Origin of the sequence: Limosilactobacillus portuensis (assembly GCF_014838735.1) — a bacterium.
In the GTDB taxonomy this organism is placed as follows: domain Bacteria; phylum Bacillota; class Bacilli; order Lactobacillales; family Lactobacillaceae; genus Limosilactobacillus; species Limosilactobacillus portuensis.
This window is the reverse complement of sequence record NZ_JABUXQ010000007.1, coordinates 23,990-50,425: the sequence shown is the minus strand read 5'-3', so window position 1 is coordinate 50,425 and position 26,436 is coordinate 23,990. Positions and strand designations below refer to the sequence as shown.

At 37.8% G+C, this 26,436-nt stretch carries 36 protein-coding genes; 11 read left to right on the top strand and 25 right to left on the bottom strand.

The features are described 5' to 3' along the window. Position 1: 1 nt before the first annotated feature. Genes HUK49_RS03515 through HUK49_RS03495 form a run of 6 tightly spaced genes read right to left on the bottom strand, consistent with a single transcriptional unit; the run spans position 2 to position 2,547 of the window. On the bottom strand, positions 2 to 775 hold the full coding sequence (locus HUK49_RS03515; RefSeq protein WP_235980966.1) for a PD-(D/E)XK nuclease-like domain-containing protein: 774 nt from the start codon (positions 773 to 775) through the stop codon (positions 2 to 4). Between the two features lie 34 nt (positions 776 to 809). Continuing rightward, positions 810 to 1,715 (bottom strand): recombinase RecT, encoded by a 906-nt coding sequence (locus HUK49_RS03510; protein WP_191912665.1) that lies wholly within the window; start codon positions 1,713 to 1,715, stop codon positions 810 to 812. Further along, a complete protein-coding gene (locus HUK49_RS11445; protein ID WP_268890022.1) occupies positions 1,715 to 1,843 on the bottom strand; it encodes a hypothetical protein in 129 nt (42 codons plus the stop codon). The genes HUK49_RS03510 and HUK49_RS11445 overlap by 1 nt, the downstream gene beginning before the upstream one ends. Next, complete coding sequence (locus HUK49_RS03505; protein ID WP_191912664.1) at positions 1,836 to 2,114, bottom strand: hypothetical protein; 279 nt, start codon at positions 2,112 to 2,114, stop codon at positions 1,836 to 1,838. The genes HUK49_RS11445 and HUK49_RS03505 overlap by 8 nt, the downstream gene beginning before the upstream one ends. Continuing rightward, positions 2,114 to 2,323 (bottom strand): hypothetical protein, encoded by a 210-nt coding sequence (locus tag HUK49_RS03500; RefSeq protein ID WP_148444630.1) that lies wholly within the window; start codon positions 2,321 to 2,323, stop codon positions 2,114 to 2,116. The genes HUK49_RS03505 and HUK49_RS03500 overlap by 1 nt, the downstream gene beginning before the upstream one ends. Before the next feature lie 32 nt (positions 2,324 to 2,355). Continuing rightward, positions 2,356 to 2,547 (bottom strand): hypothetical protein, encoded by a 192-nt coding sequence (locus HUK49_RS03495; protein ID WP_191912663.1) that lies wholly within the window; start codon positions 2,545 to 2,547, stop codon positions 2,356 to 2,358. A gap of 64 nt (positions 2,548 to 2,611) precedes the next feature. Between HUK49_RS03495 and HUK49_RS03490 the strand changes: the two genes are divergently transcribed. Next, positions 2,612 to 2,860: a hypothetical protein gene (locus HUK49_RS03490; protein WP_191912662.1), complete on the top strand. Its 249-nt coding sequence runs from the start codon at positions 2,612 to 2,614 to the stop codon at positions 2,858 to 2,860. A gap of 231 nt (positions 2,861 to 3,091) precedes the next feature. Here HUK49_RS03490 and HUK49_RS03485 read toward each other — a convergent pair whose 3' ends face one another. Beyond that, complete coding sequence (locus HUK49_RS03485; RefSeq protein WP_191912661.1) at positions 3,092 to 3,442, bottom strand: hypothetical protein; 351 nt, start codon at positions 3,440 to 3,442, stop codon at positions 3,092 to 3,094. Between the two features lie 60 nt (positions 3,443 to 3,502). Between HUK49_RS03485 and HUK49_RS03480 the strand changes: the two genes are divergently transcribed. Further along, complete coding sequence (locus tag HUK49_RS03480; RefSeq protein WP_191912660.1) at positions 3,503 to 3,736, top strand: hypothetical protein; 234 nt, start codon at positions 3,503 to 3,505, stop codon at positions 3,734 to 3,736. Here HUK49_RS03480 and HUK49_RS03475 read toward each other — a convergent pair. Genes HUK49_RS03475 through HUK49_RS03465 form a run of 3 tightly spaced genes read right to left on the bottom strand, consistent with a single transcriptional unit; the run spans position 3,699 to position 4,257 of the window. Continuing rightward, positions 3,699 to 3,851 (bottom strand): hypothetical protein, encoded by a 153-nt coding sequence (locus HUK49_RS03475; RefSeq protein ID WP_191912659.1) that lies wholly within the window; start codon positions 3,849 to 3,851, stop codon positions 3,699 to 3,701. The two genes, HUK49_RS03480 and HUK49_RS03475, sit on opposite strands and share 38 nt — an antisense overlap. Then, the gene (locus HUK49_RS03470; protein ID WP_191912658.1) at positions 3,848 to 4,012 is read right to left on the bottom strand and encodes a hypothetical protein; all 165 of its coding nucleotides are present in this window, start codon (positions 4,010 to 4,012) and stop codon (positions 3,848 to 3,850) included. Before HUK49_RS03470 ends, HUK49_RS03475 begins: the two co-directional genes overlap by 4 nt. A 29-nt stretch (positions 4,013 to 4,041) precedes the next feature. Beyond that, positions 4,042 to 4,257 carry a helix-turn-helix domain-containing protein gene (locus HUK49_RS03465; protein ID WP_191912657.1) on the bottom strand — a complete coding sequence of 72 codons (216 nt, stop codon included), beginning with the start codon at positions 4,255 to 4,257 and terminating at the stop codon, positions 4,042 to 4,044. A 153-nt stretch (positions 4,258 to 4,410) separates the two neighbouring features. Here HUK49_RS03465 and HUK49_RS03460 point away from each other — a divergent pair, with 153 nt between their 5' ends. From HUK49_RS03460 to HUK49_RS03430, 7 genes are all read left to right on the top strand, one after another. Further along, entirely contained in the window at positions 4,411 to 4,731 is a 321-nt protein-coding gene (locus HUK49_RS03460) for a helix-turn-helix domain-containing protein (RefSeq protein ID WP_191912656.1), read from the top strand. A gap of 1 nt (position 4,732) precedes the next feature. Continuing rightward, the gene (locus HUK49_RS03455; RefSeq protein ID WP_191912655.1) at positions 4,733 to 5,134 is read left to right on the top strand and encodes an ImmA/IrrE family metallo-endopeptidase; all 402 of its coding nucleotides are present in this window, start codon (positions 4,733 to 4,735) and stop codon (positions 5,132 to 5,134) included. A 13-nt stretch (positions 5,135 to 5,147) separates the two neighbouring features. Then, positions 5,148 to 5,795 carry a hypothetical protein gene (locus tag HUK49_RS11015; protein ID WP_206705604.1) on the top strand — a complete coding sequence of 216 codons (648 nt, stop codon included), beginning with the start codon at positions 5,148 to 5,150 and terminating at the stop codon, positions 5,793 to 5,795. A gap of 149 nt (positions 5,796 to 5,944) precedes the next feature. After that, positions 5,945 to 7,006, top strand: coding sequence for a DNA cytosine methyltransferase (locus HUK49_RS03445; RefSeq protein WP_191912700.1), 1,062 nt, complete (start codon positions 5,945 to 5,947; stop codon positions 7,004 to 7,006). Next, positions 6,984 to 8,051: a DUF262 domain-containing protein gene (locus tag HUK49_RS03440; RefSeq protein WP_191912654.1), complete on the top strand. Its 1,068-nt coding sequence runs from the start codon at positions 6,984 to 6,986 to the stop codon at positions 8,049 to 8,051. The genes HUK49_RS03445 and HUK49_RS03440 overlap by 23 nt, the downstream gene beginning before the upstream one ends. Beyond that, on the top strand, positions 8,035 to 8,778 hold the full coding sequence (locus tag HUK49_RS03435; RefSeq protein ID WP_235980964.1) for an MAE_28990/MAE_18760 family HEPN-like nuclease: 744 nt from the start codon (positions 8,035 to 8,037) through the stop codon (positions 8,776 to 8,778). Before HUK49_RS03440 ends, HUK49_RS03435 begins: the two co-directional genes overlap by 17 nt. 70 nt (positions 8,779 to 8,848) lie before the next feature. Then, positions 8,849 to 9,991 (top strand): tyrosine-type recombinase/integrase, encoded by a 1,143-nt coding sequence (locus tag HUK49_RS03430; protein ID WP_191912652.1) that lies wholly within the window; start codon positions 8,849 to 8,851, stop codon positions 9,989 to 9,991. 75 nt (positions 9,992 to 10,066) lie between these two features. Here HUK49_RS03430 and HUK49_RS03425 read toward each other — a convergent pair whose 3' ends face one another. From HUK49_RS03425 to HUK49_RS03395, 7 genes are all read right to left on the bottom strand, one after another. After that, a complete protein-coding gene (locus HUK49_RS03425) occupies positions 10,067 to 10,720 on the bottom strand; it encodes a DNA-processing protein DprA (protein WP_235980956.1) in 654 nt (217 codons plus the stop codon). Positions 10,721 to 10,766: 46 nt separating this feature from the next. Further along, the gene (locus HUK49_RS03420) at positions 10,767 to 11,540 is read right to left on the bottom strand and encodes a ribonuclease HII (RefSeq protein ID WP_191912651.1); all 774 of its coding nucleotides are present in this window, start codon (positions 11,538 to 11,540) and stop codon (positions 10,767 to 10,769) included. Beyond that, positions 11,533 to 12,405: a ribosome biogenesis GTPase YlqF gene (ylqF, locus tag HUK49_RS03415; RefSeq protein ID WP_191912650.1), complete on the bottom strand. Its 873-nt coding sequence runs from the start codon at positions 12,403 to 12,405 to the stop codon at positions 11,533 to 11,535. The genes HUK49_RS03420 and ylqF overlap by 8 nt, the downstream gene beginning before the upstream one ends. 12 nt (positions 12,406 to 12,417) lie before the next feature. Further along, complete coding sequence (locus HUK49_RS03410) at positions 12,418 to 12,645, bottom strand: YozE family protein (protein ID WP_102168838.1); 228 nt, start codon at positions 12,643 to 12,645, stop codon at positions 12,418 to 12,420. 14 nt (positions 12,646 to 12,659) lie between these two features. After that, complete coding sequence (locus HUK49_RS03405; RefSeq protein ID WP_413230861.1) at positions 12,660 to 13,208, bottom strand: YpmS family protein; 549 nt, start codon at positions 13,206 to 13,208, stop codon at positions 12,660 to 12,662. Between the two features lie 45 nt (positions 13,209 to 13,253). Further along, a complete protein-coding gene (locus tag HUK49_RS03400) occupies positions 13,254 to 14,174 on the bottom strand; it encodes an SGNH/GDSL hydrolase family protein (RefSeq protein ID WP_102168836.1) in 921 nt (306 codons plus the stop codon). 69 nt (positions 14,175 to 14,243) lie between these two features. Beyond that, positions 14,244 to 15,086 carry a DegV family protein gene (locus HUK49_RS03395; RefSeq protein ID WP_102168835.1) on the bottom strand — a complete coding sequence of 281 codons (843 nt, stop codon included), beginning with the start codon at positions 15,084 to 15,086 and terminating at the stop codon, positions 14,244 to 14,246. Between the two features lie 182 nt (positions 15,087 to 15,268). On the opposite strand from HUK49_RS03395, the gene trhA reads away from it, so the two are divergent. Next, on the top strand, positions 15,269 to 15,907 hold the full coding sequence (gene trhA / locus HUK49_RS03390) for a PAQR family membrane homeostasis protein TrhA (protein WP_102168834.1): 639 nt from the start codon (positions 15,269 to 15,271) through the stop codon (positions 15,905 to 15,907). On the opposite strand, the gene HUK49_RS03385 is transcribed toward trhA, so the two are convergent. The 4 genes from HUK49_RS03385 to HUK49_RS03370 are packed head-to-tail and all read right to left on the bottom strand — an operon-like array spanning position 15,896 to position 20,513. Continuing rightward, the gene (locus HUK49_RS03385; RefSeq protein ID WP_191912649.1) at positions 15,896 to 16,384 is read right to left on the bottom strand and encodes a dihydrofolate reductase; all 489 of its coding nucleotides are present in this window, start codon (positions 16,382 to 16,384) and stop codon (positions 15,896 to 15,898) included. The genes trhA and HUK49_RS03385 overlap by 12 nt on opposite strands. Positions 16,385 to 16,406: 22 nt before the next feature. Next, positions 16,407 to 17,369, bottom strand: a complete 963-nt coding sequence (locus HUK49_RS03380) for a thymidylate synthase (protein WP_191912648.1) — start codon at positions 17,367 to 17,369, stop codon at positions 16,407 to 16,409. A 15-nt stretch (positions 17,370 to 17,384) separates the two neighbouring features. Further along, positions 17,385 to 19,295: an ABC-F family ATP-binding cassette domain-containing protein gene (locus HUK49_RS03375; RefSeq protein WP_191912647.1), complete on the bottom strand. Its 1,911-nt coding sequence runs from the start codon at positions 19,293 to 19,295 to the stop codon at positions 17,385 to 17,387. 6 nt (positions 19,296 to 19,301) lie between these two features. Then, a complete protein-coding gene (locus HUK49_RS03370; protein WP_191912646.1) occupies positions 19,302 to 20,513 on the bottom strand; it encodes a CCA tRNA nucleotidyltransferase in 1,212 nt (403 codons plus the stop codon). Positions 20,514 to 20,658: 145 nt separating this feature from the next. Here HUK49_RS03370 and HUK49_RS03365 point away from each other — a divergent pair, with 145 nt between their 5' ends. Further along, the gene (locus HUK49_RS03365; protein ID WP_191912645.1) at positions 20,659 to 21,483 is read left to right on the top strand and encodes a phage integrase N-terminal SAM-like domain-containing protein; all 825 of its coding nucleotides are present in this window, start codon (positions 20,659 to 20,661) and stop codon (positions 21,481 to 21,483) included. 65 nt (positions 21,484 to 21,548) lie between these two features. Here the strand turns inward: HUK49_RS03365 and HUK49_RS03360 are convergent, their stop codons facing one another. The 4 genes from HUK49_RS03360 to der form a co-directional block, all read right to left on the bottom strand. Further along, positions 21,549 to 23,045 (bottom strand): KxYKxGKxW signal peptide domain-containing protein, encoded by a 1,497-nt coding sequence (locus tag HUK49_RS03360; RefSeq protein ID WP_191912644.1) that lies wholly within the window; start codon positions 23,043 to 23,045, stop codon positions 21,549 to 21,551. Between the two features lie 140 nt (positions 23,046 to 23,185). Further along, positions 23,186 to 24,448, bottom strand: coding sequence for a tetratricopeptide repeat protein (locus tag HUK49_RS03355; protein ID WP_191912643.1), 1,263 nt, complete (start codon positions 24,446 to 24,448; stop codon positions 23,186 to 23,188). A 139-nt stretch (positions 24,449 to 24,587) separates the two neighbouring features. After that, positions 24,588 to 24,863 (bottom strand): HU family DNA-binding protein, encoded by a 276-nt coding sequence (locus HUK49_RS03350; RefSeq protein ID WP_003717019.1) that lies wholly within the window; start codon positions 24,861 to 24,863, stop codon positions 24,588 to 24,590. Positions 24,864 to 25,066: 203 nt separating this feature from the next. Beyond that, positions 25,067 to 26,380 carry a ribosome biogenesis GTPase Der gene (gene der, locus HUK49_RS03345; RefSeq protein WP_191912642.1) on the bottom strand — a complete coding sequence of 438 codons (1,314 nt, stop codon included), beginning with the start codon at positions 26,378 to 26,380 and terminating at the stop codon, positions 25,067 to 25,069. Between the last annotated feature and the right edge of the window lie 56 nt (positions 26,381 to 26,436).

Here is a 26,436-nt window from a genome sequence, read left to right as displayed (position 1 = left end):
ATTACACCTCAATCTCACTAGCGTGGGTAAACCCTTTAAGCTGTTTCAGCTGTCGGCAATAATCACACTTACCACAAGCAACCGGTGCTTCTTCACCTGTCATTACTTTCCAGAAGTGCGGTTGTAGCTCTTTTACTTTGTCTAAGTCGGCCTGCATTTGGTACTGGTCATCAACACCATTAAAGTCAATTGCCATCTTGTCAGGCGGTGTCTGCTTGCTAATTGCAAAGATGAACGGTTGACACTTTTTATCAAAGGTCTGTTTGATAATCTCTTGATATAGTGCCATTTGCAGGTCATATTCTCGATCTTGGATAAACGGTATATATCGGTGTTCATCAACGTTCCAGTGGCCCTTATGAATATCGTCTACCGTTTTAAGATCACAGAAGTAACCTTGTTCAAGCACCAAACTGTCAATCTTACCTTTCCACCAGTAACCATCAATCTTGCCAGTCACAATGACTTCTTTCTTACCAGGCTTGTAAAAGTAGTTGAACATATTGTCATCACTTAGTGTCTTAATCATGCTGTCAGCTACCTTGAACTCAGCTCGTAAGTGACCATCGGGATTGCTCTTCGTTGGTCGGGTCATTAAAGCTTTGTGATTTTCTTTAACAAAACTTTGGTGACTTTCAACACTTTCAAAATAGCTGTGTACATAATTACCAACAAGAAGTGGCACCGGACTAGAAGTCGGTTGCCAATCCTCTTTCAGCTTAGCCAATGTCCGAGCTTCGCACTGCTCAAAATCTTTGAACAAGGAGAAACTCATGTACTGCCAGTCTGTATCATGTGAGTAGTAATTCTCAGGCGTTAACTTTAGCGGGGTCTGGTGTAATGGTACCGTCCTTGAAGAGTTCTTCTTGTTCTCCTTCTGCTGAACTACTGTGTTCATCCGCTGGTTCCTCCTTCTTAGCTAATTCTGCCTGTGATTTTTCAAAGCCATCTAGTAATTCTTGCGTGGTTTGTTCTTCCTGAGTTGGTGTTACATCTCGTGGCTCATCATCAAATTCATTAGATGTAGTAGCATTAATTGCCCCAGTTAACAGGTCACTATCATCTGAGGTGTTAATAAACATCTTGGCGGCCCGGTTAAGTACGGTCCGTTTAGCCATCTCCTGACTGAAATTTTGTTGTACTTTATTATTTTTTTGTCGTGTTTGGCTCCAGGACTGCTTGATTTCGTCCATATTCATAACCGTGTATGAATTACCTTCATCAGTCTTAATTAAGGCAAAGGCGCCGATGATTGGCTTACTGATATTCTCAAACTTTGGTATAAACTTCTTAACTACCAATTCCATATCCTCATCAGAGCCAATTTCAAACTCATCGCCCTCATGAACTACTTCTGCCCGAACCTTTTTCACTCCGTCTAGCCGTTTAACCGCTGCTACCGTACCAAAATAGGAGCGTTGCATTTGTAACTCTTTACCGTACACAATGAAGTAGCATTGATCTTTTGCCGGTGATAATCCTTGAAGTGTCATATCAAGTAATGACTTAACAATTGAATCTCGACTACATACATCAAGTGCCGGTTGATGATTGCGATCTTGGACTTTTTGTAATTCAAGGAACGCTGCATTCAAAGCATTTGAAGCGTTGTAATTTTTGGGTAGTGATAAATGCTGCGTGCTCTTCATTTGATTAACTCGTTCAAGCACAATATCTGTTAATTTTGGTTGCTTAGTTGCTACTTGGTTAGCCATTATTCTTCCTCCTCGTCTTCGTCACCGTAGTAGGTACCATCGTCATATGGTTCGTGATCAATCCAAGGACAATTAGGCATTGATTCGCTATCATCCTCGAACCACTTATCCCAGTTAATGTTATTCATTTGAATTGCCCCCTAGCGCATTGAACAATGCCTTAACTAAATCATCTGGTAGCTTTCCACTTTTAAGACTTTTGGCATCTTTAACCATTTGTTCTAATGCTGGTTGCTTTTCAAAAAGATCCGCTATTAGAACTGCGATAGCAGCTGCTTCGCCTTTTCCTGCTGATAGTTCCAATCCATCATTGTTTTGTCCAAGTACAATAAACGAATCTAGTTTGTGATTGATAATTTTCTCTACTGCCGCTTTAATTTCTTCAGTCCTGTTATCCATTACAGCCACCCCATCCCTTGAACAAATTTTTCACCAAATAAATCTATTAATTGGTAATAGACTTTGATGCGTCCTAGTTGAGCAGGTGTCGGCTGGGTGCTTACACTAGTCAGCATTTTGTTAAGCTTTTTCTTGTAGCTGTCATATTTACCCATATAGTGAGCGTTATCTAATGACATATCTTTAATTGCATTTAGCATGTTTTCCATTTATAATCATCCTCGTAAGTTAAAAACCAAAGTTACTTATTTTGAGCGTGGGCATTGCGACTGCCTTCGCTCTTTTTTTGATCAATGTGGTTGAGTAGCAGTAAAGTTGCATAAATCATAGGGATAAACAGTGCCCCGTCATATGCACCGATACTTCCGCAGTAGACCATCCACGCTCCAAGTGCGAATGCTATCAACCGTGAGTGCAGAACTTCGTTAATCATGACTTTTCACTTCCTTTCGTTGTGCTATGCTTGATTCATCTCCTAGTGAAGGAAGGTGAATTAAGTGAAAGCAACCATTTCATTCAAAAACAAAAGTAAAACTGTTACTGTTAACAATTTGAAGCTGATTGAATATGCTAAAAAAACTATGTGGGATGATTGGGATCGAGCAACCGATATCGTTAAATTAGATAACAACTTCAATGACTTCAGCCTTGATAATGTAAAAAATGAAGTTAAATTCATTGGCGATTCAACTTTATCCGCTATTAGTTCATCAATTGAATCAGTTCTTTTTGAATCTGAAAGCTAATGCTTTAGTTCTCTTAATTCCATAAACAGTTGACCTACCGTGTCGGGATCAGGTTGACTGTTTTTGTTTTTTAACAATTTCAAAATATACTTCGCTAGTTCGCTGTACAGCTCCTTTTGCATTACTTCACTTCCTTTCGATGTTTACCCCTGTACTTCATCTGAAACGAATTACCCAACACAATCAGCATGGCGATCGCTACTGCTATGAAAAATACTATCTGTGCCATGATTACCTCCTTCGTGGATCGACTTTTAACTTTTCTTCGTTGGTTTTCTTTCTCTTCATGAACCAATCGTCAAACTTAACTGGATCAAAGTAATATCGACTTCCTCGCTTAACTACAATCGACTGGTTATCATCTTCAGCCATGATTTCATCTCGGTATTTTGCTACCGTATTACGACTTCCATAACGTCGACTATTGACTATTTCCGCCATTGGGATAGTTGGTTCAGCATGTGTTTGATTCTCTTCTTGTTCTTTGATGTAACGTTTAACACCTTCTTTCGCTGACTCAATCATCATTTCATGAAGTTTCGGAAGCTCCAAAGTGACTACTTTTATCTCAGCAGTTGCCATCTAATCAACTCCTTTCTTTTGCTATAATTAAGACATCTCATATAAGGGAGGTGTCTTAATATGGATTTAGAAAATCTTCGTATTGATCCTGCTAAGTTTGCTTTATCTTGCGTTCAAAGCTCCTCAACACAACTTTCTGTTGACGATAAAATGAAAGTTTATAAAGAAGCTTACGGAAAAGCTTATGCTCTCTACAATAAAATTCAGAGTAAGCTTGATAAACAAGAGCAAGAAAATAGGCAACGAAGCATAGATGCTATGAATTCTTATCTAAATGAACACGGTCTTCCATAGCACAAGCCATAATAATCTGAGCAATTTTTCTGATCTGACCATCAGTGAAGTTGCTCTTTTTTAGTTCTGCATATTCTTGCCAAGCTCTAGTTACTGAATTATTTTCTTGTTTCATCTAATAGCCTCCTTGGTGGCTTTTTTTATTTCCAAATACTTGTCATAAACATTGCCGACAAACAGCTTCACTCCTGGCCAATCTTTCAGCGATACATACTCACCGTTGATAATTGATTGGAGAAAATCATGATTATCTTGGCCTTCAATTATTAGCTTCATCAAGTCACCTCCTTGGTTAGCCGTATTGTCTAACTTTTGTTTAAAAAAATAGTTAATGGCACACCTAATACTTGGCTAGCTTTAACTGCAACATCGGTTGATAGCTTACGACTACCATTCAGAACCTGCCCAAGATAACTAGGACTAATCCCAATTTCATTAGCGACAAACTTTGTCTTAATGCCTCGGCTATCGATTTCTTGTTTTAGTCTTTTGTAAGCATCATCTTTAAGAACTGTTGTCAACTTCTAACACCTCCTTAGCCGTTTCGTTTAACTTACAGTTATTATAATACCTTGCCGTTTTGTCTAAGTCAACACTTTTTATAAACTTTTTGGCTAAAAGAGTAATCTTTTTGTTTAACAGGTGTATTATACAGTCAAAAGGAGTTGTTGATTATGTCAGAGTTTGGTGAACGTCTTACTAATTTAAGGGAAAGTAAAGGCTGGAGTAAGACTTACGTAGCTAAAGCTATTGGTCTTTCAAGCATGCAAACATATGCAAATTATGAGTACGGTAGACGTGAGCCGGAATTCAGCACAGTTAACAAATTGGCGAACTTATTTAACGTATCGGCTGACTATTTATTAGGGCGCAAAACTGATAGCGAAAGAACTGCCGATCTAGATGATGATGATGTTATTTTCACCTATCAAGGAAAGCTGTTATCAGACGAAGATAAAGCTTTAATAAAACGGTTGATGAACGGGAAGGATTAGTATGAATAACTTGATCTCTTATTTGATCAATTATGGATTTGACCGAGGAATCTCTTCAACTTTAACTGAAGAACTTCCACCAGATTTTCCTTCAAGTGCTAGTAGCAAATACCAAAAAGTGTTAATTAACATGAATTGGCGTAATAAATGGGAAGTTCCTTTTTCTTTTGCTCACGAATTAGGACACTTAATTAATCATGACGAAGGCGTTAACTACTATCACTCAGTAACTGTGCACACAAAAACAGAATATCGTGCCAACTGTACAGCAATCGATATTCTGCTTTCATATTGTTATGACAATGATATTGAGATTAACAATCCGATCGTCTTCTGCGAGCAATTTGGAGTACCAATTAATCTTGAATATATTGTTAGTCTCAAATTAAAAAAGATTATGTAAGGAAGTGCTAGTGATGAGTAGAAATTGTTTAGTATGTGGTAAAAAATTAGGCATTCTGAATGCTAAAACCATTACTTCTGATGGTGCGTTGCTGTGTTTAGATGATACAAATAAATTATTTGGAGAAACTACTGGTAAAGAACACATTGGCATTAAGCCTACTTATGCATCCTGGGTTCAGAAACATACAAGCGCTGAAATAAAGGATCTTATCTCTAAAAACCAAACTGCTATTTTAATAGCACCTGACAGATGTATAGGATGTGGAAGAAAAATTAGCGCATTCAAAGCTACAATTACTAAAGATAACAAACGAATTTGTAGTAATTGTATCCATAAAGTTTTCAAAGACCAGAACGATACTGTTAATGCTTGGATTAATAATCATGATAGTGATTACTTTTTGGCATATTTTAAAAATGACCGTTCACTTAAAGCTATCTCAAAAGATAAAGCTGAAGTTGAAACGTTATTCTGCCCTTATTGTAATAGTGAGAACGTTAAGCCACTTGGTGCTGACAAAAAGTCTTTTTCTGTTGGTAAAGCAGCAGCCGGCGCAGTGTTAACTGGTGGTATTGGTGTACTTGCAGGATTTGCGGGTAAGAAAACTGGTAAGACTGATTTTGTCTGCATGGACTGCGGGAAGCAGTTTAAAAGGTAATTAGGGAGAGCTTATGAAAAGTAAATATTTTAGTGATTTAAGAGAAAAATCTATTGACCGAGTAACTAATAGATAAATACATTACTCGAGAATTTTTTTGAAATTTGATATACTAAATTAACATTTCAAAATCAGGAGTAACTATAATGATGAAAATTAACGCTGTAGATTTATTTTGCGGAATTGGCGGTCTTACAAGAGGTTTGCAAAATACAAACATTAATGTTGTTGCCGGTATTGATATTGAGAAAAAATGCAAATTCTCATATACACAAAATAACAATTCAAAATTTATACAAGGGGATTTAAAGCAAATATCCGGTTCTGAGATTAATGATTTATACCCCAAAGACACAGATATTAAAGTTTTAGTCGGCTGTGCTCCATGTCAACCTTTTTCATCCTACAGTTACAGATATAAAGGTACTGATGCTAGTGTAAACAAAATGGACCTCCTTGATAGTTTTTCAAGAATAGCAAAAGACGTACAACCGGATATAGTCTCTATGGAAAATGTCCCTCAATTGGCAAAAGAGCCCATTTTTAATAGATTTATAAAAACGCTTAAAAAATCTGGATATCAGGTTAATTGGCATATAGTTTTTGCACCTGATTATGGAGTTCCACAAAAGCGAAAACGATTAGTACTATTAGCTAGTAAATTAAAAAATATAGATCTTATTCCTCCGCTATATGCTAAAGATAATTATCCAACTGTAAAAGATGCAATTGGTAAGTTTCCTGCAATAAAAGCTGGAGAAACAAATAATGATGATCCTATGCATCATTCTCCAAAGCTCTCATCTATTAATTTAAAACGAATAAGACAATCAAAGCCTGGTGGAACTTGGCATGATTGGGATGATAATTTAATTTTGAAAGCATATAAGAAAAAAAGTGGTAAATCGTATACAGCTGTATATGGTCGAATGGAGTGGAACAAGCCCGCTCCAACTATTACAACAAAATTCTACGGCTATGGAAATGGAAGATTTGGACATCCTGATCAAGACCGAGCTATTTCATTTAGAGAAGGGGCAACATTACAAACATTTCCTAAGGATTATATTTTTCTAGATAAGAAGCATCCAATTTCAGGATATGATTTGGGAGTAATGATTGGCAATGCTGTTCCGGTTAAACTAGGAGAAGCAATTGGGAAAAGTATAATAAAAGGGGTTAATTCGTATGGAAAAGGAAAAAATAATTAAAGCGAATACTCAAATTAAAAAATTACAAAAACAAATTAGTTATGACACTAGAGATTATCCTATAGATTATTTAGTCAATAATTATGATAATCAAACTTTTTACAGTCCAAATTATCAAAGAAATGCAGGCGTGTGGGATCTTCATAGAAAGGCCAGGTTTATTGAATCATTACTTTTAGGGTACCCTATTCCAATGCTATTTTTATCGGATACTAAGACAGGAAAGTTAGAAATTGTTGATGGTTTACAAAGAATATCAACATTATCAGAATTTTTAAAAGATGAATTGAAATTAGATAAATTGGAAAAATTAACAGAATTAAATGATTTTACTTTTAGTAACCTCCCAGAAGACGAACAGTTTAGGCTTAAAGCATATTCATTAAGAGTTATCGTACTAAGAAGAGATACAGATGAAGCTACAAGAATCGATTTGTTTAATAGAATTAATACTTCATCGTTAATTGCTAGTCCTTCTGAAATAAGAAGTGGATCTGAATTATTAAATCCATTTATGAAAATAATAAAAGAATTAGCAAAAAAGAAAGTTTTTCTGGAACTAGTAGAGCTTAGTTCAACAAAGAAGCAAAGAGAAGAAGATATTGAATTAGTTTCAAGATTTTTTGCTTATTCACATAACTATCATAATTTTAAACACCGTGTAAATATCTTCGTTGACGATTTCGTAAAGCAATTTAGAGAAATAAATTTGAGTACTGACCAAAAAAATGAATATAGGGAGGAATTTATAAATACATTTAATTTTATTCGTAATAATTATCCTGTTAATGTTTTTAAGAATTCTAGAAATCAGACTCCTCGTGTCCGTTTTGAAGCTATTTCAGTAGGAACGAATTTAGCTCTTAAAGAAAATAGTCATTTAAATATAAAAGAACAAGATATTAAGATACTAATTGAAAATCAAGAGTTTAAAAAATTAACAACATCAGATGGAAGCAATAGCAGAAAAAGAGTTATTCAGCGAATTGAATTTGTTAAAAATTATTTATTAAAGTGTAGTGAAAGAAATGAAAGAACAGCCTAATTTTAATGATCGAGTTGATGAACTACGATTTTACATTAAAATCTTAAATAAATTGTATAAACTAATTATTCTTCATAAAGATGATAAAAATGCATACAGCCCTTATGGTCAATATTTAAAAAATGTTATAGACAAATGTGGTCAAAAGCAGGATTCATCTACCTTTCTTGTCATATTAAAATCAAATGCTTTAATGATGATGTATAATCTAATCGAATCAACAGTAAAACAACAAATCGTAAATGTTTATACGTCAATTAACAATGAGCAATTGAATTTCAAACAACTAGATAATTATTATAAAGAATTATTTAAGAAATATGCCTTCAAAGGAGAAGATGGCAGTGAGCTAGAGAGCACGCAAAGAATTGTTAATGCTTCTTCCAAATTAATCTCAGAAATTCTAAATAACAGATCGCTAGAATTTAAAATCAATAAGTTTAAACTTTCTGGAAATGCTGATCTTAGAAAAATAAAACAAATTTTTAATGAGCATGATATCTCACTAAACCATGAATCAATTTCTCAATACGGTAATGAATTATTAACCATAAAAAACTCAAGAAATAGTCTTGCCCACGGATCTGATACATTTTCAAACGCAGGTAGCAAACTCACTGCTCAAGAAATTTCGCAGTACGCTGACGATGTGATATCTTTTCTAGAATATTTAATTACTGAGACTGATAAATTTATAAAATTAAAAAGCTATAAAATAACATCTTAAGTTAACCCCGTCGATTTCGACGGGGTTAAAAGGCACTTAAAAGAACATATGTACGAAAGAAGGAATAATTATGTGGGCCGAAGAAACTAAAGATGGCAAGACTAAGTTCAGAGAACAATACAAGGACCCACTTACAGGCAAATATCGGAAAGTTTCAGTCACTTATGATAAGAATACTAATCAGACACGTAGAAAGGCTCAGATAGCCTTAGAACGAAAAATAGAGTATAAGCTCCAGCACATTCAAGATGGGACTATTAAACAAGGCGTTACTCTCGGCCAAACTATCGAAGAATGGGAGCCAATTTACAAAAAGCAAGTTCTATCTGGTACGTTTTATTCATGGTTATCTTATAAGAAACAAATAAAATCACGTATTGGTTATGATACTTTAATCAATAAAGTTACTCCAAAATACTTAATTAATCTTTTTGAAAATATGCTATACAAAGAAGATTATGATAAAAATTTCGTAGTGCAGCTAAAAGCAAAACTAAATCATATTTTTAAATATGCTTATCAACATGACTATATAACATCTATTCCCACTGCTAATTTACAAATCAATTGGCCCAGACGAAAAACTACAAATACCATTGAAGAAAAGTTCTTAGAAGATGGCGAATTAGAACAAGTTCTTAACTATCTGGAGAATGAGTGTCACTCACCTTTCCGACGCACATACGCATCAATATGTGAATGGCAAGCTTTAACTGGCATGCGGTTTGGAGAAGCTAGCACCATTCAAATAAAAAATGTTCATAAAGAAAATGATCAATATTTAGTTGATATACACGGTACTCTTGTTTATCACGGACTAACTCTCGATGAACAATACAAAAGCCCACTTACAAAAACTGAGTCTAGTTATCGCACAATTCTTCTACCTGATCGAGCCGTTGAAATCTATAACGAATTTTCTAAGAACAAACACAAAAATGACTTCTTATTTACTGTAAAAAATCATGTTGTCTCTTTAGACGCACTAAACCAGCAATTAATTATATGTAAGAACAAATTAGGCTTACATAAAATATTATCTAGTCACACCTTTAGGCATACTCACGTTAGCAAATTAGCGGAAATGGGTGTACCATTATACATAATTCAAAAGAGATTAGGTCACTCAGATTCCGAGATAACTTCAAGGGTATATTTGCATGTAACTAAAAAAGCTCAAGAAAAATACAATAGTATAATAAGACTGATGTAATTTTCCCCTTTTATACCCCTTACAACTAATCTAAACGAAAAAGACTCACTGTTATTACTGCTGTTACAGCAATCATCAGTGAGTCTTTGTATTTCGCTCGGGAAAATGCCAAGCTAATGGCTTCTCGCCTAACCCGTACTCAGAAATCACCAGTCCCTGCTCAGCAACCGTTTGCTGAAGATACTGATGGTTTCGGGGATATACCTGGTCTAATCCAGAACCAATGACACCAATTGTTTTTCCCTGATTTTTTAATGTAATCTCATGACTTAGCCCATCAACCCCAGCTGCCAACCCACTTATGACTGTAATTCCCCGTTTTATAATTATTGGCAAAATTCCCTTTAGTGTTGCCTCCCCATAACTTGTCATCTGGCGAGCACCAACAACCGCTAAACCTTGTGTATTCAAAAGACTAAGATCACCCTGATAAAACAACACTAATGGCGGACAGAAAATCTCACTTAGTTGGCGCGGATATTCACTATCTACAATCGTAATATAGGACTGCTTCATATTTAATTGAATCTTTTCACGTAACTCAATACTGTCCCACTTTGTTAAAAGAGCATTTTGTGCACGAATACTAATACCAGCACGTTCAATTAACAGGCTAAGATTATTAAATGCCCGTGCTCTTTCTGCAGTTCGCCATAGTCGCCACCGGGAAATTGGACTTAATCCTGGACAAAGGCTTAGTTTTAATAAAAATTCTCGAGCTTGTAACATAAAAATCCCCCCTACTATTACAGTACGGAGAATTTTCAATTTAATATTATTTTAAATATTCTGGAACTGGATTAAATGAACGACGGTGGATTGGGGTTGCTCCTAACTCACGTAAACCAGCTAAGTGCTTTTTTGTTCCATATCCCATATTTTCAGCAAAATCATATCCGGGATAGACCTGATCATAATCGCACATTAGGTGATCGCGATACTCCTTAGCCACAATGCTGGCTGCTGCTACACTTATTGATTTTTGATCTCCCTTAATTAAAGTGGTTTGGGGAATATCAAGCGCTGGTAAAGGAACAGCATCAACAATTAAGTGCTCGGGCCGATGATGTAATTGACGAACGCTTGTCATCATCGCATCTTGTGTTGCCGCATAGATATTTAACTGATCAATTTTCTGCGAATTATTAACCGCAATGCTAACCTCAACCGCCTCATTAACAATTTGCAGGTAAAGATGTTCTCGTTCATGACGGGTTAACTGTTTCGAGTCAGTGACCCCAATCAAATCAAACTCTGGACTCAAAATGACGGCACACGTTACAACCGGTCCTGCTAATGGACCACGACCGACCTCGTCCATTCCAGCTACATACTGACATCCCTGCTGCCAATACTGTTTTTCAAATTTAAACCGCTGATGAAATGCGGCTAATGCTTGTTGATAGCGTTCTTCTCGTCGCTGCCACTGCTGAAGAGCATTTTGAACTCCCTTTCGCGGATCCTGAGATAACTCTAGTAATAACGGTGAATTTGAATCATGGAGTGTTTGAAGCGCTTGTTTAATCTCTGCAATCGTTTGCTTACTCATTAATTCCGTCCTCATTTAAGTCAGCTGGAATTTCCATCGTAATGGGACCTAGCTTTCCCTTACGCAATTCAAAGATTAACCGTTCACTGGCCCGATCATAATCATCACGAAACCCCATTTTATCTGTAATTCTTAATAATAAGTCTGGATTAGAAACACTTTCATCTAAGTCAGCATCTGTTAATCGGTACCGTTTCTTTAATTCTTCTGGTTGTTGGCGCCGAAGATAGTCAAGGGCAAATAGGACAACATCGTCTTTAGCGTAAAGACTATCTTTAATTGCCCCTGACAAAGCAAGCATTGTCCCCTGCTTCTGACTGGCAAATTTATGCCAAAGAACTCCTGGTGTATCTAGCAATTCCAACTCAGCCGATGAACGTAGCCATTGTTGACCCGTTGTAACTCCCGGACGGTTTCCCGTTACGGCAACATTCTTCTTTACCAGGTGATTTAATAGGGTTGACTTTCCTACATTTGGAACCCCAACGCACATTGCTCGAATAGGGCGCTTCTTTAATCCCTTGGCTGCTTCTTCTGCTAGCTTATCATGAAGGATTTCCTTACTCTTAGCGGTAACAATTTTACTAACATTTTGTTGACGAGAATCAAGTGCTACCACTGGTTGGTTGTGTTCCTTAAAGTAAGTTAACCATTCATCTAATCGTTTAGGATCCGCAAGATCCGTTTTAGTCATAATTAATAAACGTGGTTTATCCCCTGCTGCTAATGCTATTTCTGGATTCTGTGAAGAATAAGGAACCCGGGCATCAACTAATTCAAAGACAATATCAACTAAGGACATTTGCTCACGAATTTGTCGAAGCGCCTTCGCCATATGTCCCGGAAACCATTGAATTGTAGCCATTTATTTCATCTCCTAATTCATTGCATCGCGATATTGTTGCCATGCGGTATCAAAAATTGTCATTGAGGGTAAATAATCCGCATTTTCTTCTAGGTATTTTGAAATTTCGTCAAAATCCGTTGACTGCTTTGGAAAGGCTGAATCGTAGAACGCGTTATTAGCAAACTGTTCAACTTCATCCGCATCCGTAGGCTTTCGCTGCGTCATTAAATAGTGATAAAAGCTTTCACGAACTGCCATCTAATTTCCTCCTTTTATTTTTCAGGAACAGTAATTAGAAATTTAAACTGACCATTTTGCATGTTAATTTCTTGCGCTGAATACTTCAATTGTCGATTTTTACTATAACGATTTAAATCTAGCAAAACGGTCTCTTTCTTTGAATTAATGGAAACCCACTTAGGAATATTATAATTTTTTGCGATGTATCCCATCACAAACTTAATTGGGATATTGAGGCGCCCAACACTTAATCCTTTAGCACGCAAAAGAATGTTTCCCTGACTTGTCCGTTCAGGAATAAAATTAATTGCGAACCGAATCTTAGTACCAAGAAACCTAGTATCGCCGACTAACGTTGCGTATTTTTCACCAACAATAAACTTATATTTAATTTTATTATCCTTTAAAAAATTATCCAAATAATTTGCTGACAAGGCATTTACTTGTTTTCGGTTTAACTCCACCATTAATGATGAATCATTAGCCTTGGTGGTTTGCGACATTTCTGCTTGTGGTGCTGGTGCGGTCGCCCGCTGAAGAACAACACCACAGCTAATTACAATTAACAAGACCAAAGTAATAAATGCTCATTTCCACCAGTTAATTTGTTTTTTACTATTCATTGACTATTCCCTCACGTATTCCCAACTATCGTACTTAACCATACTCTTAAACAATCGACTTGCCATGTGTTGGTATCCCAAATTATTCGGATGAAAATTATCTTCAGTCGAAATGTATTCGTTCAAATTATGGTCCTTGTTACTCATAATTGACAATAGTTGTGATTGCTGAACCTTTCCATGGTTCACCTTTTCTTCTTGTTGAATCAATTGTTGCCGTTGAGCTTTCGTTTGGTATTGACCATATGACATTACCTTATAAATACTAACAAAATGCATTTTTGAATATTTTCTTGCAACATTTTGAGTTGCCCGGTTCCACTGATTAATTGAGTCGTTAATTGCAGCTACATCTGGGAAGTATGTATAAACCGGATTATAAATACCAATTACAAAGATCGGTGCATGTTTGTTTTCTTTTCTTACAGCTGTAAATAGTTGGTTTAACTTATCTTCATATATTCCCTGTGCTTGATTAATGCTCGACTGAATCTTGGTTTGGGATTGCATCATAATGTCCTTTTCCAGTGTTTGCATTAAATCATTACCACCAACCGTCATTACGATTACATCAGCATTTCTTAAATCTTTCCGCATCTCTGCCTGCTTATTTAGTCGAGCAAGGATCTGGTCAGAGCGATCGCCACTTACACCGTAGTTAACGGTCGAAACGGCCGTTTTCTTATATTTATCTTGAATTTTCTGCTTTATAATGCCTACGTAACCGCCGTTTTTCTTCTCATCACCCTGTCCATAAGTAAGCGAGTCGCCAACTGCTACCAACTTCACGTGACGCTTTTCTACACGTTTAACTTGTTGTTCCTGTCTTACAGATGGTTGAATAAAATGCTGATAACCATACCATCCACCAACCACAAGAAGAGCAAACAAGAAGACGCCCCATAACCACTTTAATTTTTTCATTATTATTTCACCTTTTACCAAAAAAGCGGCATAGTGACTATGACCGCTTCCGAAATGTTTAAATTTAAACTATTCAGTATAGTAAAGCAAACAACAAGCTCCTAAACCTGTATGTGTGGCGATAATCGGCACGGTTTCCCGAACAACGATATCGAGATTAGGTTCAAATTCTTTAATCTTCGTTAAGAGACGGTTAACTTCACTATCTCCTTCAACATGAGAAATACCAGCGCCCATAACTTTAGGACCATTTTTCATCTCGTCTAAGATTCGATTCCACTCTTTATGAAGAGCTTTCTTTCCCCGGCCTTTCATAATAATATGGATCTGGCCATCATAAACTTGAAGCATTACCTTAATATTTAATAAATTAGAAAGGGCTCCCGCAAATCTGCTAACACGACCACCGGCAACCAAATTATCGAGGTTATCAATTGCCAAATAAAGCTTAGAATGTGCAAGAACATACTTCATTCGTTCGATCGCATCTTCAACGGAGCCACCATTTTCAATTACCTTAGCCGCCTCAATGATCTGAAAAGCCATTCCACGATCGGTTGTTTGGGAGTCGTAAACAGTAACCTTAGTTTTCGTCATCCCCGCAGCTTGCTCAGCCGCATGAACAGTTCCGCTAATAGATTCCATCATATTGACACATAGAACCTCACTGCCATCTTCACCAAGTTTGTTAAACGCATCAACAAACCGTCCAATTGGCGGTTGGGATGTCTTAGGTAATGATTTTGCGTTTTTCATTAGTTCTGGGAACTGGTCATTAGTAATTGTTTCCCGTTCCACATATACAGTTCCATCAATCATTACCGTTAATGGAATAACAGTAATGTCATACTTTTTTATTTCTTCTTCTGTTAATCCTGCAGAGGAATCACAAACGATCTTAATCTTTCCCATGAAAATTCACTCTTCCTAGAAAATGTTATGTTATAATAATCTAGTCCTTAAAACTAGATGATAAAGTTTCATGAACCATTATGCGATATAAATTTGCGATGGTCAACTTGTTTATTTATTATTTAAGTATAGCAAAAGTAGCGGTAAAATTCATCGCTACATTACATGAAAGGGGTAGAAAAATGGAAAAAAGCAGCGGATCAAAGCATTCAGTAATTATTGAGATTGGCAATGCAATTACCCACGGGATCGGCCTTGCCCTTGCAATCGCTGGTTTAGTATTGTTAATCGTCAAGGCTGTTAGGACTGGAAGCCCAATGAGAATCGTTACATTCACAATATACGGAAGCACCCTTGTATTATTTTATCTTTTCTCTACACTTTATCATTCACTTTACTTCACCAGAGCTCGGCGAATCTTTCAAATCTTTGATCATGATTTTATTTACATCCTAATTGCTGGTACGTATACTCCTTATTGTCTTGTAAGTATTAAAGGCTGGCAAGGATGGACCTTATTTGGGATCATTTGGGCACTTGCAATTATAGGTGTTGTCTATAAAAGCATTTGGTTAAGGAAGAAAAGTCACTGGTCAACACTTTTATATGTCCTGATGGGCTGGTTATGTATTGTCGCCTTTTGGCCACTTTGGGATGCTCTAGGTCCCGTTGGCTTTGGCTTGCTCTTTGCCGGTGGCTTAACCTTTACAATTGGCGCGCTATTTTACAGTCGGCCAACGCAGTATACCCATCTTATCTGGCATATTTTTGTACTAGGAGGGACTACCTTTATGTTCTTCTCAATTCTTTTATTTGTTTAACTCCCAGGTTTCAAACCAACAACTAGTCTGACCATCCTCGTTAACTTCATCACGATTAATCAAATGCCATTGATCATAATTGATCGATGGCATTTTTACGTCACCATCATAATGACCATTGATGACCGTTCGTTCAAGCTTGTTTACTAGTGGCATCATTAAGGAAAAAATTCGTGCTCCGCCAATCACATATACTTGATTGTCCGGTAACGCATCAATCAGCTGATCAAGGGTTTCAACATCATGGACAACCGTAACCTGATCATTAGCAATCGATTGATGAGTTAAGACAATATTCTGTCGCTGTGGTAATGGTTGACCAATCGAATTATAGGTTTTCCTTCCCATAATGATTGGGTGATTGGCTGTTAATTTGCGAAAATGTTTTAAGTCTGCTGAAACATGCCAAGGCAGCTGATTGTCCTTCCCAATCCAACCATCAAGATCCTCAGCCCAAATAAAATTAACTTCACGCATTTTTCTTTCTCTCCTTAATTAATTAAACCGCAACTGGTGCCTTAATGGCAGGTTCGTGGGTGTAGCCTTCCAACTTAATATCACTCATCTCATATTCGTCAATTGGCTTTGGTTCATCCGGTAAGATTAGCTTTGGCGCCTTATGCGGAGTTCGTGATAATTGTTCCTTGATCTGTGAAAGATGGTTCAAGTAAATATGAGCATCCCCTAAGGTATGAACAAAATCGCCCACCTGTAACCCACATTGATGAGCAATCATATGCGTTAACAATGCATAGCTGGCAATATTAAATGGCACCCCAAGAAAGATGTCAGCACTTCGCTGATAAAGTTGACAACTTAGCTTTCCATTATTCACATAAAACTGGAACATCGTATGACATGGAGGCAAGGCCATTGATGGAACATCTTCAGGATTCCAGGCAGAAACGATCATCCGGCGTGAATTTGGAGTCGTCTTTATTTGGTGAATCACATTAGCGATCTGGTCAATTGTTTGTCCATTACTAGTTTTCCAGTGACGCCACTGGCTTCCATAAACTAAGCCTAAATCACCATATTTTTTAGCAAAATCATCATCGTTAACAATCCGGTCACAAAAATCACGTTTTTCTTTTAAATAAGCCTTTTTAAACTCAGGATCCTGAAGCCAACGATGACCAAAGTCTGTCATATCTGGACCATGATATTCATCACTTTCTACCCATTTTTTAAATGCCCATTCATCCCAAATATGATTTTTATGCTTTAAAAGGAATTGAATATTAGTGTCTCCCCGAAGGAACCATAACAATTCACTTTTAATTAAGCCAAATGGAATCTTCTTGGTTGTAAGTAGCGGAAACCCTTCTTCAAGATTAAACCGCATCTGATAACCAAAAACAGATCTGGTTCCCGTACCAGTACGATCACTTTTAGTGTGCCCATGATCCAGTACATATTGCGCTAAATTTAAATATTGTTGTTCATTTTCATTGATTGTCATTACGTATCCTCACTGTTAGTCAATGTAGTTACTTAAATATTCCCACCGCGCTGTTTTATCGTCAATTTCTTTTTTGACCTGGTCTAGCTCCTTTTGCAATTCGGCTAGTTTTTGATAATTGGCAGACTGTTCGGTCATCTGTTTCTCAATTGACTTACGCTTATTATCAAGTTGATCAAGATCATCGTCAATATGATCCCATTCCAACTTTTCCGCATAAGTTAGCTTAGTCTTCTTCTTTTCGCTTGAACTTGGTATTGGCTGTTGACGCTTGGCAGTTTGTTGCTTTTTTGCAGCTCGTTTTTGCTGCTGTTCTTCTTCAGCCTGCTTTTTAGCATCGATAAGGTAATCAGTAAAACGTCCAGTGTAGCGTTGAATATCGCCATTACCATGGAAAATTAGCAAGTCATCAGCTACTTTATCCAAGAAATAACGATCATGAGAAACTGTAATAACTGTTCCAGCAAAGTTATCCAGGTAATCTTCCAAAACCGTTAGTGTTCCAATATCAAGATCGTTAGTCGGTTCATCAAGAAGAAGGACGTTGGGCTGCTGCATAAGAATTTTCAGCAAGTACAGACGGCGCTTTTCACCACCCGAAAGCTTCCTAATCAACGTTCCGTGCATAAAGCGGGGGAATAAGAATCGTTCAAGAAGCTGGGGAACACTAAGCTTATTGCCGTCCTTATCGGTAACATTTTCAGCAATTTCACTCAGAAAACTAATCATTCGTTTATCATCGTCAATTCCCTCAGTTTGCTGAGTATAGTAACCAAGCTTTACCGTTTCACCAATTTTGAGCACTCCGCTATCCAATGGTACTCGTTGGGCAATTACATTCAACAGACTGGTCTTCCCGGCACCATTTTCACCGGTAATCCCAATTCGATCGCCAGCCTGAACTAACCAATCAAAATTATGCAGAATCTGGTGATCCCCCAGGGTCAAATCAGCATTCTTAAACTTAATCACATCTTTACCGAGCCGTTGAGAACCTAAATTAATTGAAATATCCTCATCAGTTTTCAGGTTGCCAACCTTATCTTCAAGTTCATGGAAACGATTAATCCGTCCTTTTTGCTTGGTTGATCGTGCCTTAGCACCGGTTCGCATCCACGCTAATTCCTTCTTGTATAACTGTTGATTCTTTTTCTCGGTATCCTTAGCTAATTCTACCCGTTCTGCTTTTTGCCGAACAAAATCTTGATAATTACCATCATAGTGATAAAGGTGTCCAAATGACAATTCCCAGATGTGGTTAGTAACTTGATCGAGGAAGTACCGATCGTGAGTTACCAAGAGAACCGCTCCCTTATAAGAAGCAAGGAAGTCTTGAAGCCAGACTACTGAATCAAGGTCTAAATGGTTAGTTGGTTCATCTAAAAGCAATAAATCTGGGTGTTGAATTAATACCTGTGCTAGCCCTACACGTTTCTGCTGACCACCAGATAATTCACTAACCTTTTGACTAACGTTCTTAATTTTTAATTGGGTAAGGATCGTTTTAACCCGGCTATCAGCTTCCCACGCATCCTCTTGATCCATCTTTGCCTGTAACTTCGTGTATTGATCCATTGCTTGAGGATCCTCGGGATGATTACTAAAACGATCAAGTGCAAGCTCATATTCCCGAATAGTTTTAAATACAGGCTGGTCGCCTTCAAAGATTGCATCCATAATCGTTTTGGTTGGGTCAAGCGCTGGCTGCTGTTGCAGATACCCAATCGTGTAGTCATTTGGTGTAGTGATCGAGCCGCTTTCCGGACTTGTCCGCTTACTAATAACGTTAAGAAGACTGGTCTTTCCACTCCCGTTAACACCGATTAAACCGATTCGATCGTTTTCGTTAATTGTAAAGGAGACATTATCAAACAGGGTTTTCTCACCATAAGTACTGGTTAATCCCTCGGCTTGCATTGTTTGCATCTCGTTTTATCCCTCTTTTTTTATTTTTTTTGCTTCTCTAATTAAGGTTTCCCTATCATTAGGCAATTTACCGTTAACAACTTGTACTGTTAGCTTTTTAATGATCTTTCCTAGTAATGGACCAGGCTTTACCCCTGCATCGTTAATGAGAACTCCCCCATTAACAGCCAGTTCTTTACCGCTTTTAATGGGCAATAAATCATACTGCTTCATTAACTGCTCATCAGGAATTGCCCAGCCATATAATTTAGCAACTTGATTAGCATCCTGGACAGCATTTCTACCAGCCGTAAAGAAAGTCAACGGTGATAACTTTTTACTCTTTAGCCCCTGAATTACCGGGATCATCTTTTTAACGTTAGTGATCAGTTCATTTGAGGTCTTCCAGCTGCGAAGGAACTTACTAGCCTCCCGTGAATCAAATCCCAATTGGGTCACAATAACTGCCCATGCCTGTTCTGCATTCCGTAATTGCCAGTTATTTAGCAATAATAGTCCGCTTAATTCAGTTTGCTTTCCTGCTAACCCTGGACAATACTGATAGAGGCCAGTTCGCAGAAATTCATTCAGGCCTGCTACCGGGTTTTGTCCCATTAATAGTTTTTCAAACTCTACCCGAATTCTTTCAACCGCTATTTTTTCCAATAAAGCAGCGTTTTGTTTAATCCCTGCTAATGTTTCCGTTGCAATTACAAAATCCAGTTTACTAGCGAAGCGAACAGCCCGCATCATCCGCAAGGCATCTTCATGGAACCGCTCATTGGGATCGCCTACAGCCTTGATTAAATGATGTTTTAAGTCATCCAGACCATTAAAAAGATCAATCACCTCACCATTTTCCTTCAACGCGAGTGCATTAATCGTAAAGTCACGCCGTTTCAGATCCTCGCTTAAAGATCGAACAAAGGTTACCTTATCAGGACGGCGAAAATCTTGGTAGCCAGATTCAGTTCGAAATGTTGTGGTTTCGTATCCCGTCCCATGATCAAGAATCATCACTGTGCCGTGCTCGATCCCGGTATCAACAGTACGGTTAAAAATCGCTTTAATTTCACTTGGATAAGCACTAGTAGCAATATCAATATCGTGGATTGAATCGCCTAAGATCGTGTCACGAACGCAACCACCCACAAAATAGGCTTCGAATCCCGCGTCCTCAATTTTTTGGAGTACCGGACGAGCAGGTTCAAAGATTGGCGGTAAGTGTTTGATGATCATTTAATCAAGTCCTTCATTTTTTAGTCAACCTCAATTATAGCAAATCTAGCAAGGGCGTGTGAACTGTTGTGGATTCTTTTCTTTTTAGCAATTTTGGTTTAAAATGTTAGTTAAAGTAAATATCTGCTTATCAAGGAGACAAAAAATGAATTACCCATACCAAGATCGTTTTCAATTATTCTTGAATCAACAGGGGCTGGCACCACTAACAATTAAGACCTACGATGCTACCCTAACCCATTTCTTTACTTTTCTCATGGACAATCGACCAGAATTCGCTGCTGAACCAAAATTAAAGAACCTAACTGAATCAGATGTGCGGGCCTTCCTAACTGCCCTAAAAGAAGATGAAAAGATTACCCTTAGCACTTACAACAAGAACCTTTCCCACCTGAATCGTTATTTTCGTTACCTCTTCACTCATCAGCTAATTAAGATTTACCCAACTCTGACAATCCATGGGAAAGCCACTAGCAACAACAAACGATTAACAACTAAGTGGCTTGAGAAGCTTCCTGATATTCTTCAGGATGAGCACCTCCACTTCTATACCAGATTAACCATTTTCTTATCAAGTCGCGGTTATACCGTTAGTGAATTTCTTGCTCCCGGTTTTGAAAACGTTTGGAATAAGCTTTCACCAACAAGCTCAACAGAAAAACAGTTTATCGCAAACTTCAATCAATTTATTCGGCCACTTCAAGAACTTCAACACTCTTCGCGGATCTTTCTTAAACAGCGTTTCTCACCGGATAATCCCGGACTATCAAATGCTGGTCTACATAAATACCTGCGTCAAGATGAAAGCTACCTTGGCTTTAGCTTAGCGCCCAAATTTCTCCACCAGTCATTCATCCTCTACGAACTTGGTCACCATCCAGAACTTTCTGACGGCCAATTAATGGAGAAACTAAGGCTTGATCCAGCTTCACTATTGTATTATCAAAAACAATTGATTAGCCGGAAGTAATAAAATAGTCTCTTAATATTCAAATCAAATTGAATATTAAGAGACTATTATCTTTTTACAAGATATTAATGTTGTTTTCTAAAAGACAATTCAAGACCAAATAATGCGGAAAAGGCACCTATAAAGATTAACCCTAAGGAATCATTCTCACCCGTTTGTGGAAGTTGTCGGTTAGCTTTTTGCTGTGAACTCATTAATTTATTATCTGGAAATTCAGCCTTTTCCTTTGATGATAATAAATTAGCATTTGAATTTTCACTGTTTGAATGAGTACCATTAATTATTCTCGAAGCTACAAAACCACTATCACTCGGTTTAGCCGCACTCGAACTAGCACTGCTGTCACTTGGCTGTGCGGCACTTGAACTGGCACTGCTGTCGCTTGGTTTGGCTGCACTCGAACTAGCACTGCTGTCACTCGGCTGTGCGGCACTTGAACTAGCACTGCTGTCACTTGGCTGTGCAGCGCTCGAACTGGCACTGCTGTCACTTGGCTGTGCGGCACTCGAACTAGCACTGCTGTCACTTGGCTGTGCAGCACTCGAACTGGCACTACTACTATGTTGCAACTCTGTTAGTTTATTTTGTAAGTCCGACAAAATGGCTTGCGCTTTGCTTAAATCATCCTTGGCATCTTTAGCTTTATTTTCAGCGTGGATATTTTCTTCACTAGCTTTACTATAATTTTGGTAGATTATAGGTAATTTATCTCTATTTTGATTGATATAACTAATTGCTTGGTCGTATTTAATCTGATCTGACGAAGATAGTAATGAGCGATCATAGGTATACCAGAAACCAGGCGCTACAGCAAAATCAAACTCATCCTTATGCTGGCCGTAAGATTTAGTAAAGTTCTCACTCTTTTCTTCAGCTTCAGTAAATTTTTTATATACATCATCGTTAGCGTTTTTACCTTGCTTCTCTAGTTCCATTGCTTTAGCATAATATTCATCTCGTTGCTTCAATAACCTATCAATTAGAGTAAAGTCCTTGTCAGCTAGTGGCTTATTCAATTCTGTACTTATCTGGTCAAAAGTATTGCGATATTTTTGCATATACTGTTCATACATCTCTTTAACATTAGATGTACTTAATTCACGCCATTCGTTTAATAACTGATTAGAATTTAGAGAGAGTTCATGATCCGTCTTTTCATAGATATTTATTGTTGCTTTTTCTGCTTCTCCATAATTATTCCTATTTCTCTCCCAGATTCTTTGGGCATTTTTAAACTTTAGATTAGCATTAGTTTTTTCGTCTTGAGCATTATTATAGTCATTCTGCTTTTGCTGAACTTCAGTCTGAGCTTGCTTAATTTGTTGCTCTAACTCAGCCTGCTTTGAAGCATTATCAATCGACTGATTATTGGTTTGAGCGTCACTAACGATCAAAGGTTGGTCATTCTGGATTTGGGCCACTGTCGAATTAGTATTTTGTTCATCATTTGCTGCATAAACTGGTGAACTAGCATATAGTCCAGTAGCGGTAATTGCAGCTGTTAAAATTGTTGCGGTTACCCAATTTTTACCCGCTTTATATAATTTCTTATGTTCTTTCATTATCATTAACTCCTCCTAATACCTGTCGTTAGAACAGATCTTACTACCCCCCCCTCATAAAAAATCAAGTGTTTTTATACAACAAAAGCAGCTAATGATTATTAAGTGGCCTAATCATTAGCTGCTTTTATTTAATTGTTTTAATACTCTTCATACTCATCCAGCAGTTCTTGCATTTCATCATCGGTTGGCACGAGTTTGAGATAATGCTTTAATTCTTCAACCATTTGCTCGGTATCACCAGCCTCACGGTAATAGTTCACTAACTCCTTTAAGAAGGTTGAATTTTCACTATAGGTAACTGCTGCTTCACGGTAGTACTTGCCAGCAAGGTCAAATTTTTCCAAGCGCTGGTATGAACGAGCAAGGTTCCAGTAAATCTGCGGGTCAACCTCGTCTTCTTCAATTAACGGCTCCAGCAGTTTGATATTTCCCTCGTCATCATGGGTATGAAGAAGGAAGTTACTGTAATCCAAAGTAATCGTTAGGTTGTCGGGATCAAGCTCGTGAGCCTTCTTTAGGTACTCATCCATCAGTTTATTATTACCCAAATGGCTAGTTACTTCAGCTGCTTGGGCATATAAACGAGCATTATACTGATCAACCGCCAATCCTTCTTGGAGAGTCTTGAGGGCTTGTTGGTACTTATTTTCCTCAACGTAAGCCTTAGCAAGTTCTGGATAAACGGAAGCATATTGAGAATCGTCCTGAATTAGTTCATTAAATGTTTTAATTGCATTGGCTGTTTCTCCCAGTTGCAATTCCGTCAGGCCGGTTTGAAACCGAATGTCACTTGTCCGGTATTCCGGGCTCACCTGTTTTAAGTACCCTAACGCTTGCTTAAACTGACCACTTTGCGCATAACAAATCCCCAATCGGCCCGCAATGTTGACCTTGGCAAATTCAGTATACCTATTCCGGATTAGTTCGAAGTAATATTGAATGGCCTCATCAAACTGACTGGTCATAAAGTAAAATTCACCAAGGGCAAACTGGACCGCTGGCTCATCAGGAGCAATCCGATAGGCCTCCTTCAGTTTTTCCTCCGTAACCTCATACTCATTTTCAGTTTGGTACAAATCGGCTGCAACCAATAATGATTGTAAGTAAGCATCTGAATCAGGCTGGACTTGAGCTAAGTAAGATAAAGCTTCGTCATTGTGGCCCTCACTAACCGCAATTTCCGCTAAATTAACCCGTAGTTCATCTTCATTTGGATACTTAGCCAATAGGTGCAGATAAGCCTGACGAGCCTGGTGTAGGAAGCCCATTCCATATAGTTCCTCAGCTAAACTAAAGATCATATCATCACTATCTTTAGCCAGGGCTTCGGTAAAGGATTGTTGGGCAGCTGGCATTTGTCCAGCTTGGATCTGTTCTAACATTTTTTCAGAATAAGTCATTATTTTCCTCCTCTACTATCCCCATCACATTAATTATCTTAGCATAGTTAAGCCAAAAACAGTTACTAACCGCACCTAAAAAAGAACTGTGAGCATGACGTTCACAGTCCTTTAAATAAATTTATCAAGTAATCCAGAATTACTTAACAGCATCCTTCAAAGCTTTACCAGGCTTAAATGCTGGTACCTTGCTTGCAGGGATTTGGATTTCTTGACCAGTTTGTGGGTTACGACCCTTACGAGCAGCACGTTGACGTACTTCGAAGTTACCGAAACCGATCAATTGAACCTTTTCACCCTTAGCTAATGATGCTTGGATTGAACTAAATACTGCATCAACAGCAGCAGTAGCATCCTTCTTAGTTAAACCAGTTGCAGTTGCAACATTACTTACTAATTCTGCTTTGTTAGCCATTGAATTTCACCTCCAACATTTAACGTAACCAGAATTGATTACATCAATGAATGAATGTTAATTTTGAGTGGTCCAAAATTAACGAAACATACGAAGAACTCGTATAATTTCATTGTTAAGATTAGCATAGTGAAACCTTGATGACAAGCGGTTTATAGGCTTTTTCACCCTTTTTTCAGAAATTTATAACCAAATTGAATGATTTACTGACGCTTTCGCTTAATAATCCGGATTGGTGTCCCCGTAAAGTCGAACGCCCGACGAATTTGGTTCTCTAAATAACGCTGATATGAGAAATGCATTAGGTCAGGATCATTGACGAAAATGACGAATGTTGGTGGCTGAATAGCAACCTGAGTACCATAGTATACCCGCAACCGGCGCCCATTTTGCGTTGGCGTTGGATTGGCAGCTAGTGCATCCATCAAAACATCGTTAAGGACAGCAGATTGAATCCGTCGTCGACTATGATCGTAAACATCTTCAATCATTGTTGGCAGTTGATTTAGCCGTTGTTTAGTCTTTGCAGAAACAAAAATAATTGGTGCATAGCTTAAGTATTGGAATTCATTCCGAATTAAAGTTGTAAAATCAGTCATTGTCCGGTGGTCTTTATTCTTGATTGTATCCCACTTATTAACAACAATAATGACTCCACAGCCTGCTTCATGAGCATAGCCAGCAATATGCTTATCAAGCTCACGAATTCCTTCTTCAGCATTTAGAACCACCAAAACAACGTCACTATCATCAATTGCTCGCATTGACCGCATTAATGAGTAACGTTCAGTGTTTTCATAGATCTTACCCTTTTTCCGGATCCCGGCCGTATCAATCATCGTAAATTCACGACCATCCTTAGCCGTAAAGCGAGTATTAATGGCGTCCCGTGTCGTTCCGGCAACATTGGAGACAATTACCCGATTTTCACCTAAGATCGCATTCACTAACGAGGATTTACCAACATTGGGCCGACCGATTAAGCTAAAGTGAATAGTGCCATCATCCTCATTATCAGCAGTCTCAGGGAAGTGATTAATCACCGCGTCAAGTAAATCACCAACCCCAACGCCGTGAACTCCAGAAACTGGGTAAGGTTCTCCCAAACCTAATGAGTAAAAATCGTAAATATCACTCCGCCGTTCTGGATTATCAACTTTATTGACAGCTAAGACAATTGGTTTGTCTGAACGATATAAAATCTTGGCGACCTGTTCATCAGCATCAGTAACACCATTTTGAATATCAACAACCAAAACGATGACATCTGCTTCATCAATTGCCACTTCTGCCTGTTGACGGATTTGTGTAAGGAGGGGTTGATCAGAAATTTCAATCCCACCAGTATCAATTAAGTTAAAATTCTTGCCTAGCCACTCAGCATGGGCATAAATTCGATCTCGAGTAACTCCCGGTGTATCTTCAACAATAGAAATCCGTTCACCAGCGATTCGGTTAAATAATGTCGACTTTCCAACATTTGGACGACCAACAATCGCAACAACTGAATTTGCCATTTTTACACCTTCCTTCTTTTATTTGAAATAAAAAGAGTATGACAAATGCCATACCC

Bases quoted from the DNA above. Each gene is read 5' to 3' on its own strand.
- HUK49_RS03500 (WP_148444630.1), bottom strand. From the start codon at position 2,323: ATGGAAAACATGCTAAATGCAATTAAAGATATGTCATTAGATAACGCT.
- HUK49_RS03475 (WP_191912659.1), bottom strand. From the start codon at position 3,851: ATGAAACAAGAAAATAATTCAGTAACTAGAGCTTGGCAAGAATATGCA.
- HUK49_RS03350 (WP_003717019.1), bottom strand. From the start codon at position 24,863: ATGGCTAACAAAGCAGAATTAGTAAGTAATGTTGCAACTGCAACTGGT.
- HUK49_RS03445 (WP_191912700.1), top strand. From the start codon at position 5,945: ATGAAAATTAACGCTGTAGATTTATTTTGCGGAATTGGCGGTCTTACA.
- HUK49_RS03440 (WP_191912654.1), top strand. From the start codon at position 6,984: ATGGAAAAGGAAAAAATAATTAAAGCGAATACTCAAATTAAAAAATTA.
- HUK49_RS03430 (WP_191912652.1), top strand. From the start codon at position 8,849: ATGTGGGCCGAAGAAACTAAAGATGGCAAGACTAAGTTCAGAGAACAA.
- HUK49_RS03380 (WP_191912648.1), bottom strand. From the start codon at position 17,369: ATGACAATCAATGAAAATGAACAACAATATTTAAATTTAGCGCAATAT.
- HUK49_RS03480 (WP_191912660.1), top strand. From the start codon at position 3,503: ATGGATTTAGAAAATCTTCGTATTGATCCTGCTAAGTTTGCTTTATCT.
- HUK49_RS03495 (WP_191912663.1), bottom strand. From the start codon at position 2,547: ATGATTAACGAAGTTCTGCACTCACGGTTGATAGCATTCGCACTTGGA.
- HUK49_RS03370 (WP_191912646.1), bottom strand. From the start codon at position 20,513: ATGATCATCAAACACTTACCGCCAATCTTTGAACCTGCTCGTCCGGTA.
- HUK49_RS03420 (WP_191912651.1), bottom strand. From the start codon at position 11,540: ATGAGTAAGCAAACGATTGCAGAGATTAAACAAGCGCTTCAAACACTC.
- HUK49_RS03410 (WP_102168838.1), bottom strand. From the start codon at position 12,645: ATGGCAGTTCGTGAAAGCTTTTATCACTATTTAATGACGCAGCGAAAG.
- HUK49_RS03455 (WP_191912655.1), top strand. From the start codon at position 4,733: ATGAATAACTTGATCTCTTATTTGATCAATTATGGATTTGACCGAGGA.
- HUK49_RS03470 (WP_191912658.1), bottom strand. From the start codon at position 4,012: ATGAAGCTAATAATTGAAGGCCAAGATAATCATGATTTTCTCCAATCA.
- HUK49_RS03355 (WP_191912643.1), bottom strand. From the start codon at position 24,448: ATGACTTATTCTGAAAAAATGTTAGAACAGATCCAAGCTGGACAAATG.
- trhA (WP_102168834.1), top strand. From the start codon at position 15,269: ATGGAAAAAAGCAGCGGATCAAAGCATTCAGTAATTATTGAGATTGGC.
- HUK49_RS03485 (WP_191912661.1), bottom strand. From the start codon at position 3,442: ATGGCAACTGCTGAGATAAAAGTAGTCACTTTGGAGCTTCCGAAACTT.
- HUK49_RS03515 (WP_235980966.1), bottom strand. From the start codon at position 775: ATGAGTTTCTCCTTGTTCAAAGATTTTGAGCAGTGCGAAGCTCGGACA.
- HUK49_RS03505 (WP_191912664.1), bottom strand. From the start codon at position 2,114: ATGGATAACAGGACTGAAGAAATTAAAGCGGCAGTAGAGAAAATTATC.
- HUK49_RS11445 (WP_268890022.1), bottom strand. From the start codon at position 1,843: ATGAATAACATTAACTGGGATAAGTGGTTCGAGGATGATAGCGAATCA.
- HUK49_RS03395 (WP_102168835.1), bottom strand. From the start codon at position 15,086: ATGGGAAAGATTAAGATCGTTTGTGATTCCTCTGCAGGATTAACAGAA.
- HUK49_RS03400 (WP_102168836.1), bottom strand. From the start codon at position 14,174: ATGAAAAAATTAAAGTGGTTATGGGGCGTCTTCTTGTTTGCTCTTCTT.
- HUK49_RS03425 (WP_235980956.1), bottom strand. From the start codon at position 10,720: ATGTTACAAGCTCGAGAATTTTTATTAAAACTAAGCCTTTGTCCAGGA.
- HUK49_RS03365 (WP_191912645.1), top strand. From the start codon at position 20,659: ATGAATTACCCATACCAAGATCGTTTTCAATTATTCTTGAATCAACAG.
- HUK49_RS03375 (WP_191912647.1), bottom strand. From the start codon at position 19,295: ATGCAAACAATGCAAGCCGAGGGATTAACCAGTACTTATGGTGAGAAA.
- ylqF (WP_191912650.1), bottom strand. From the start codon at position 12,405: ATGGCTACAATTCAATGGTTTCCGGGACATATGGCGAAGGCGCTTCGA.
- HUK49_RS03510 (WP_191912665.1), bottom strand. From the start codon at position 1,715: ATGGCTAACCAAGTAGCAACTAAGCAACCAAAATTAACAGATATTGTG.
- HUK49_RS11015 (WP_206705604.1), top strand. From the start codon at position 5,148: ATGAGTAGAAATTGTTTAGTATGTGGTAAAAAATTAGGCATTCTGAAT.
- HUK49_RS03460 (WP_191912656.1), top strand. From the start codon at position 4,411: ATGTCAGAGTTTGGTGAACGTCTTACTAATTTAAGGGAAAGTAAAGGC.
- HUK49_RS03385 (WP_191912649.1), bottom strand. From the start codon at position 16,384: ATGCGTGAAGTTAATTTTATTTGGGCTGAGGATCTTGATGGTTGGATT.
- HUK49_RS03360 (WP_191912644.1), bottom strand. From the start codon at position 23,045: ATGAAAGAACATAAGAAATTATATAAAGCGGGTAAAAATTGGGTAACC.
- der (WP_191912642.1), bottom strand. From the start codon at position 26,380: ATGGCAAATTCAGTTGTTGCGATTGTTGGTCGTCCAAATGTTGGAAAG.
- HUK49_RS03435 (WP_235980964.1), top strand. From the start codon at position 8,035: ATGAAAGAACAGCCTAATTTTAATGATCGAGTTGATGAACTACGATTT.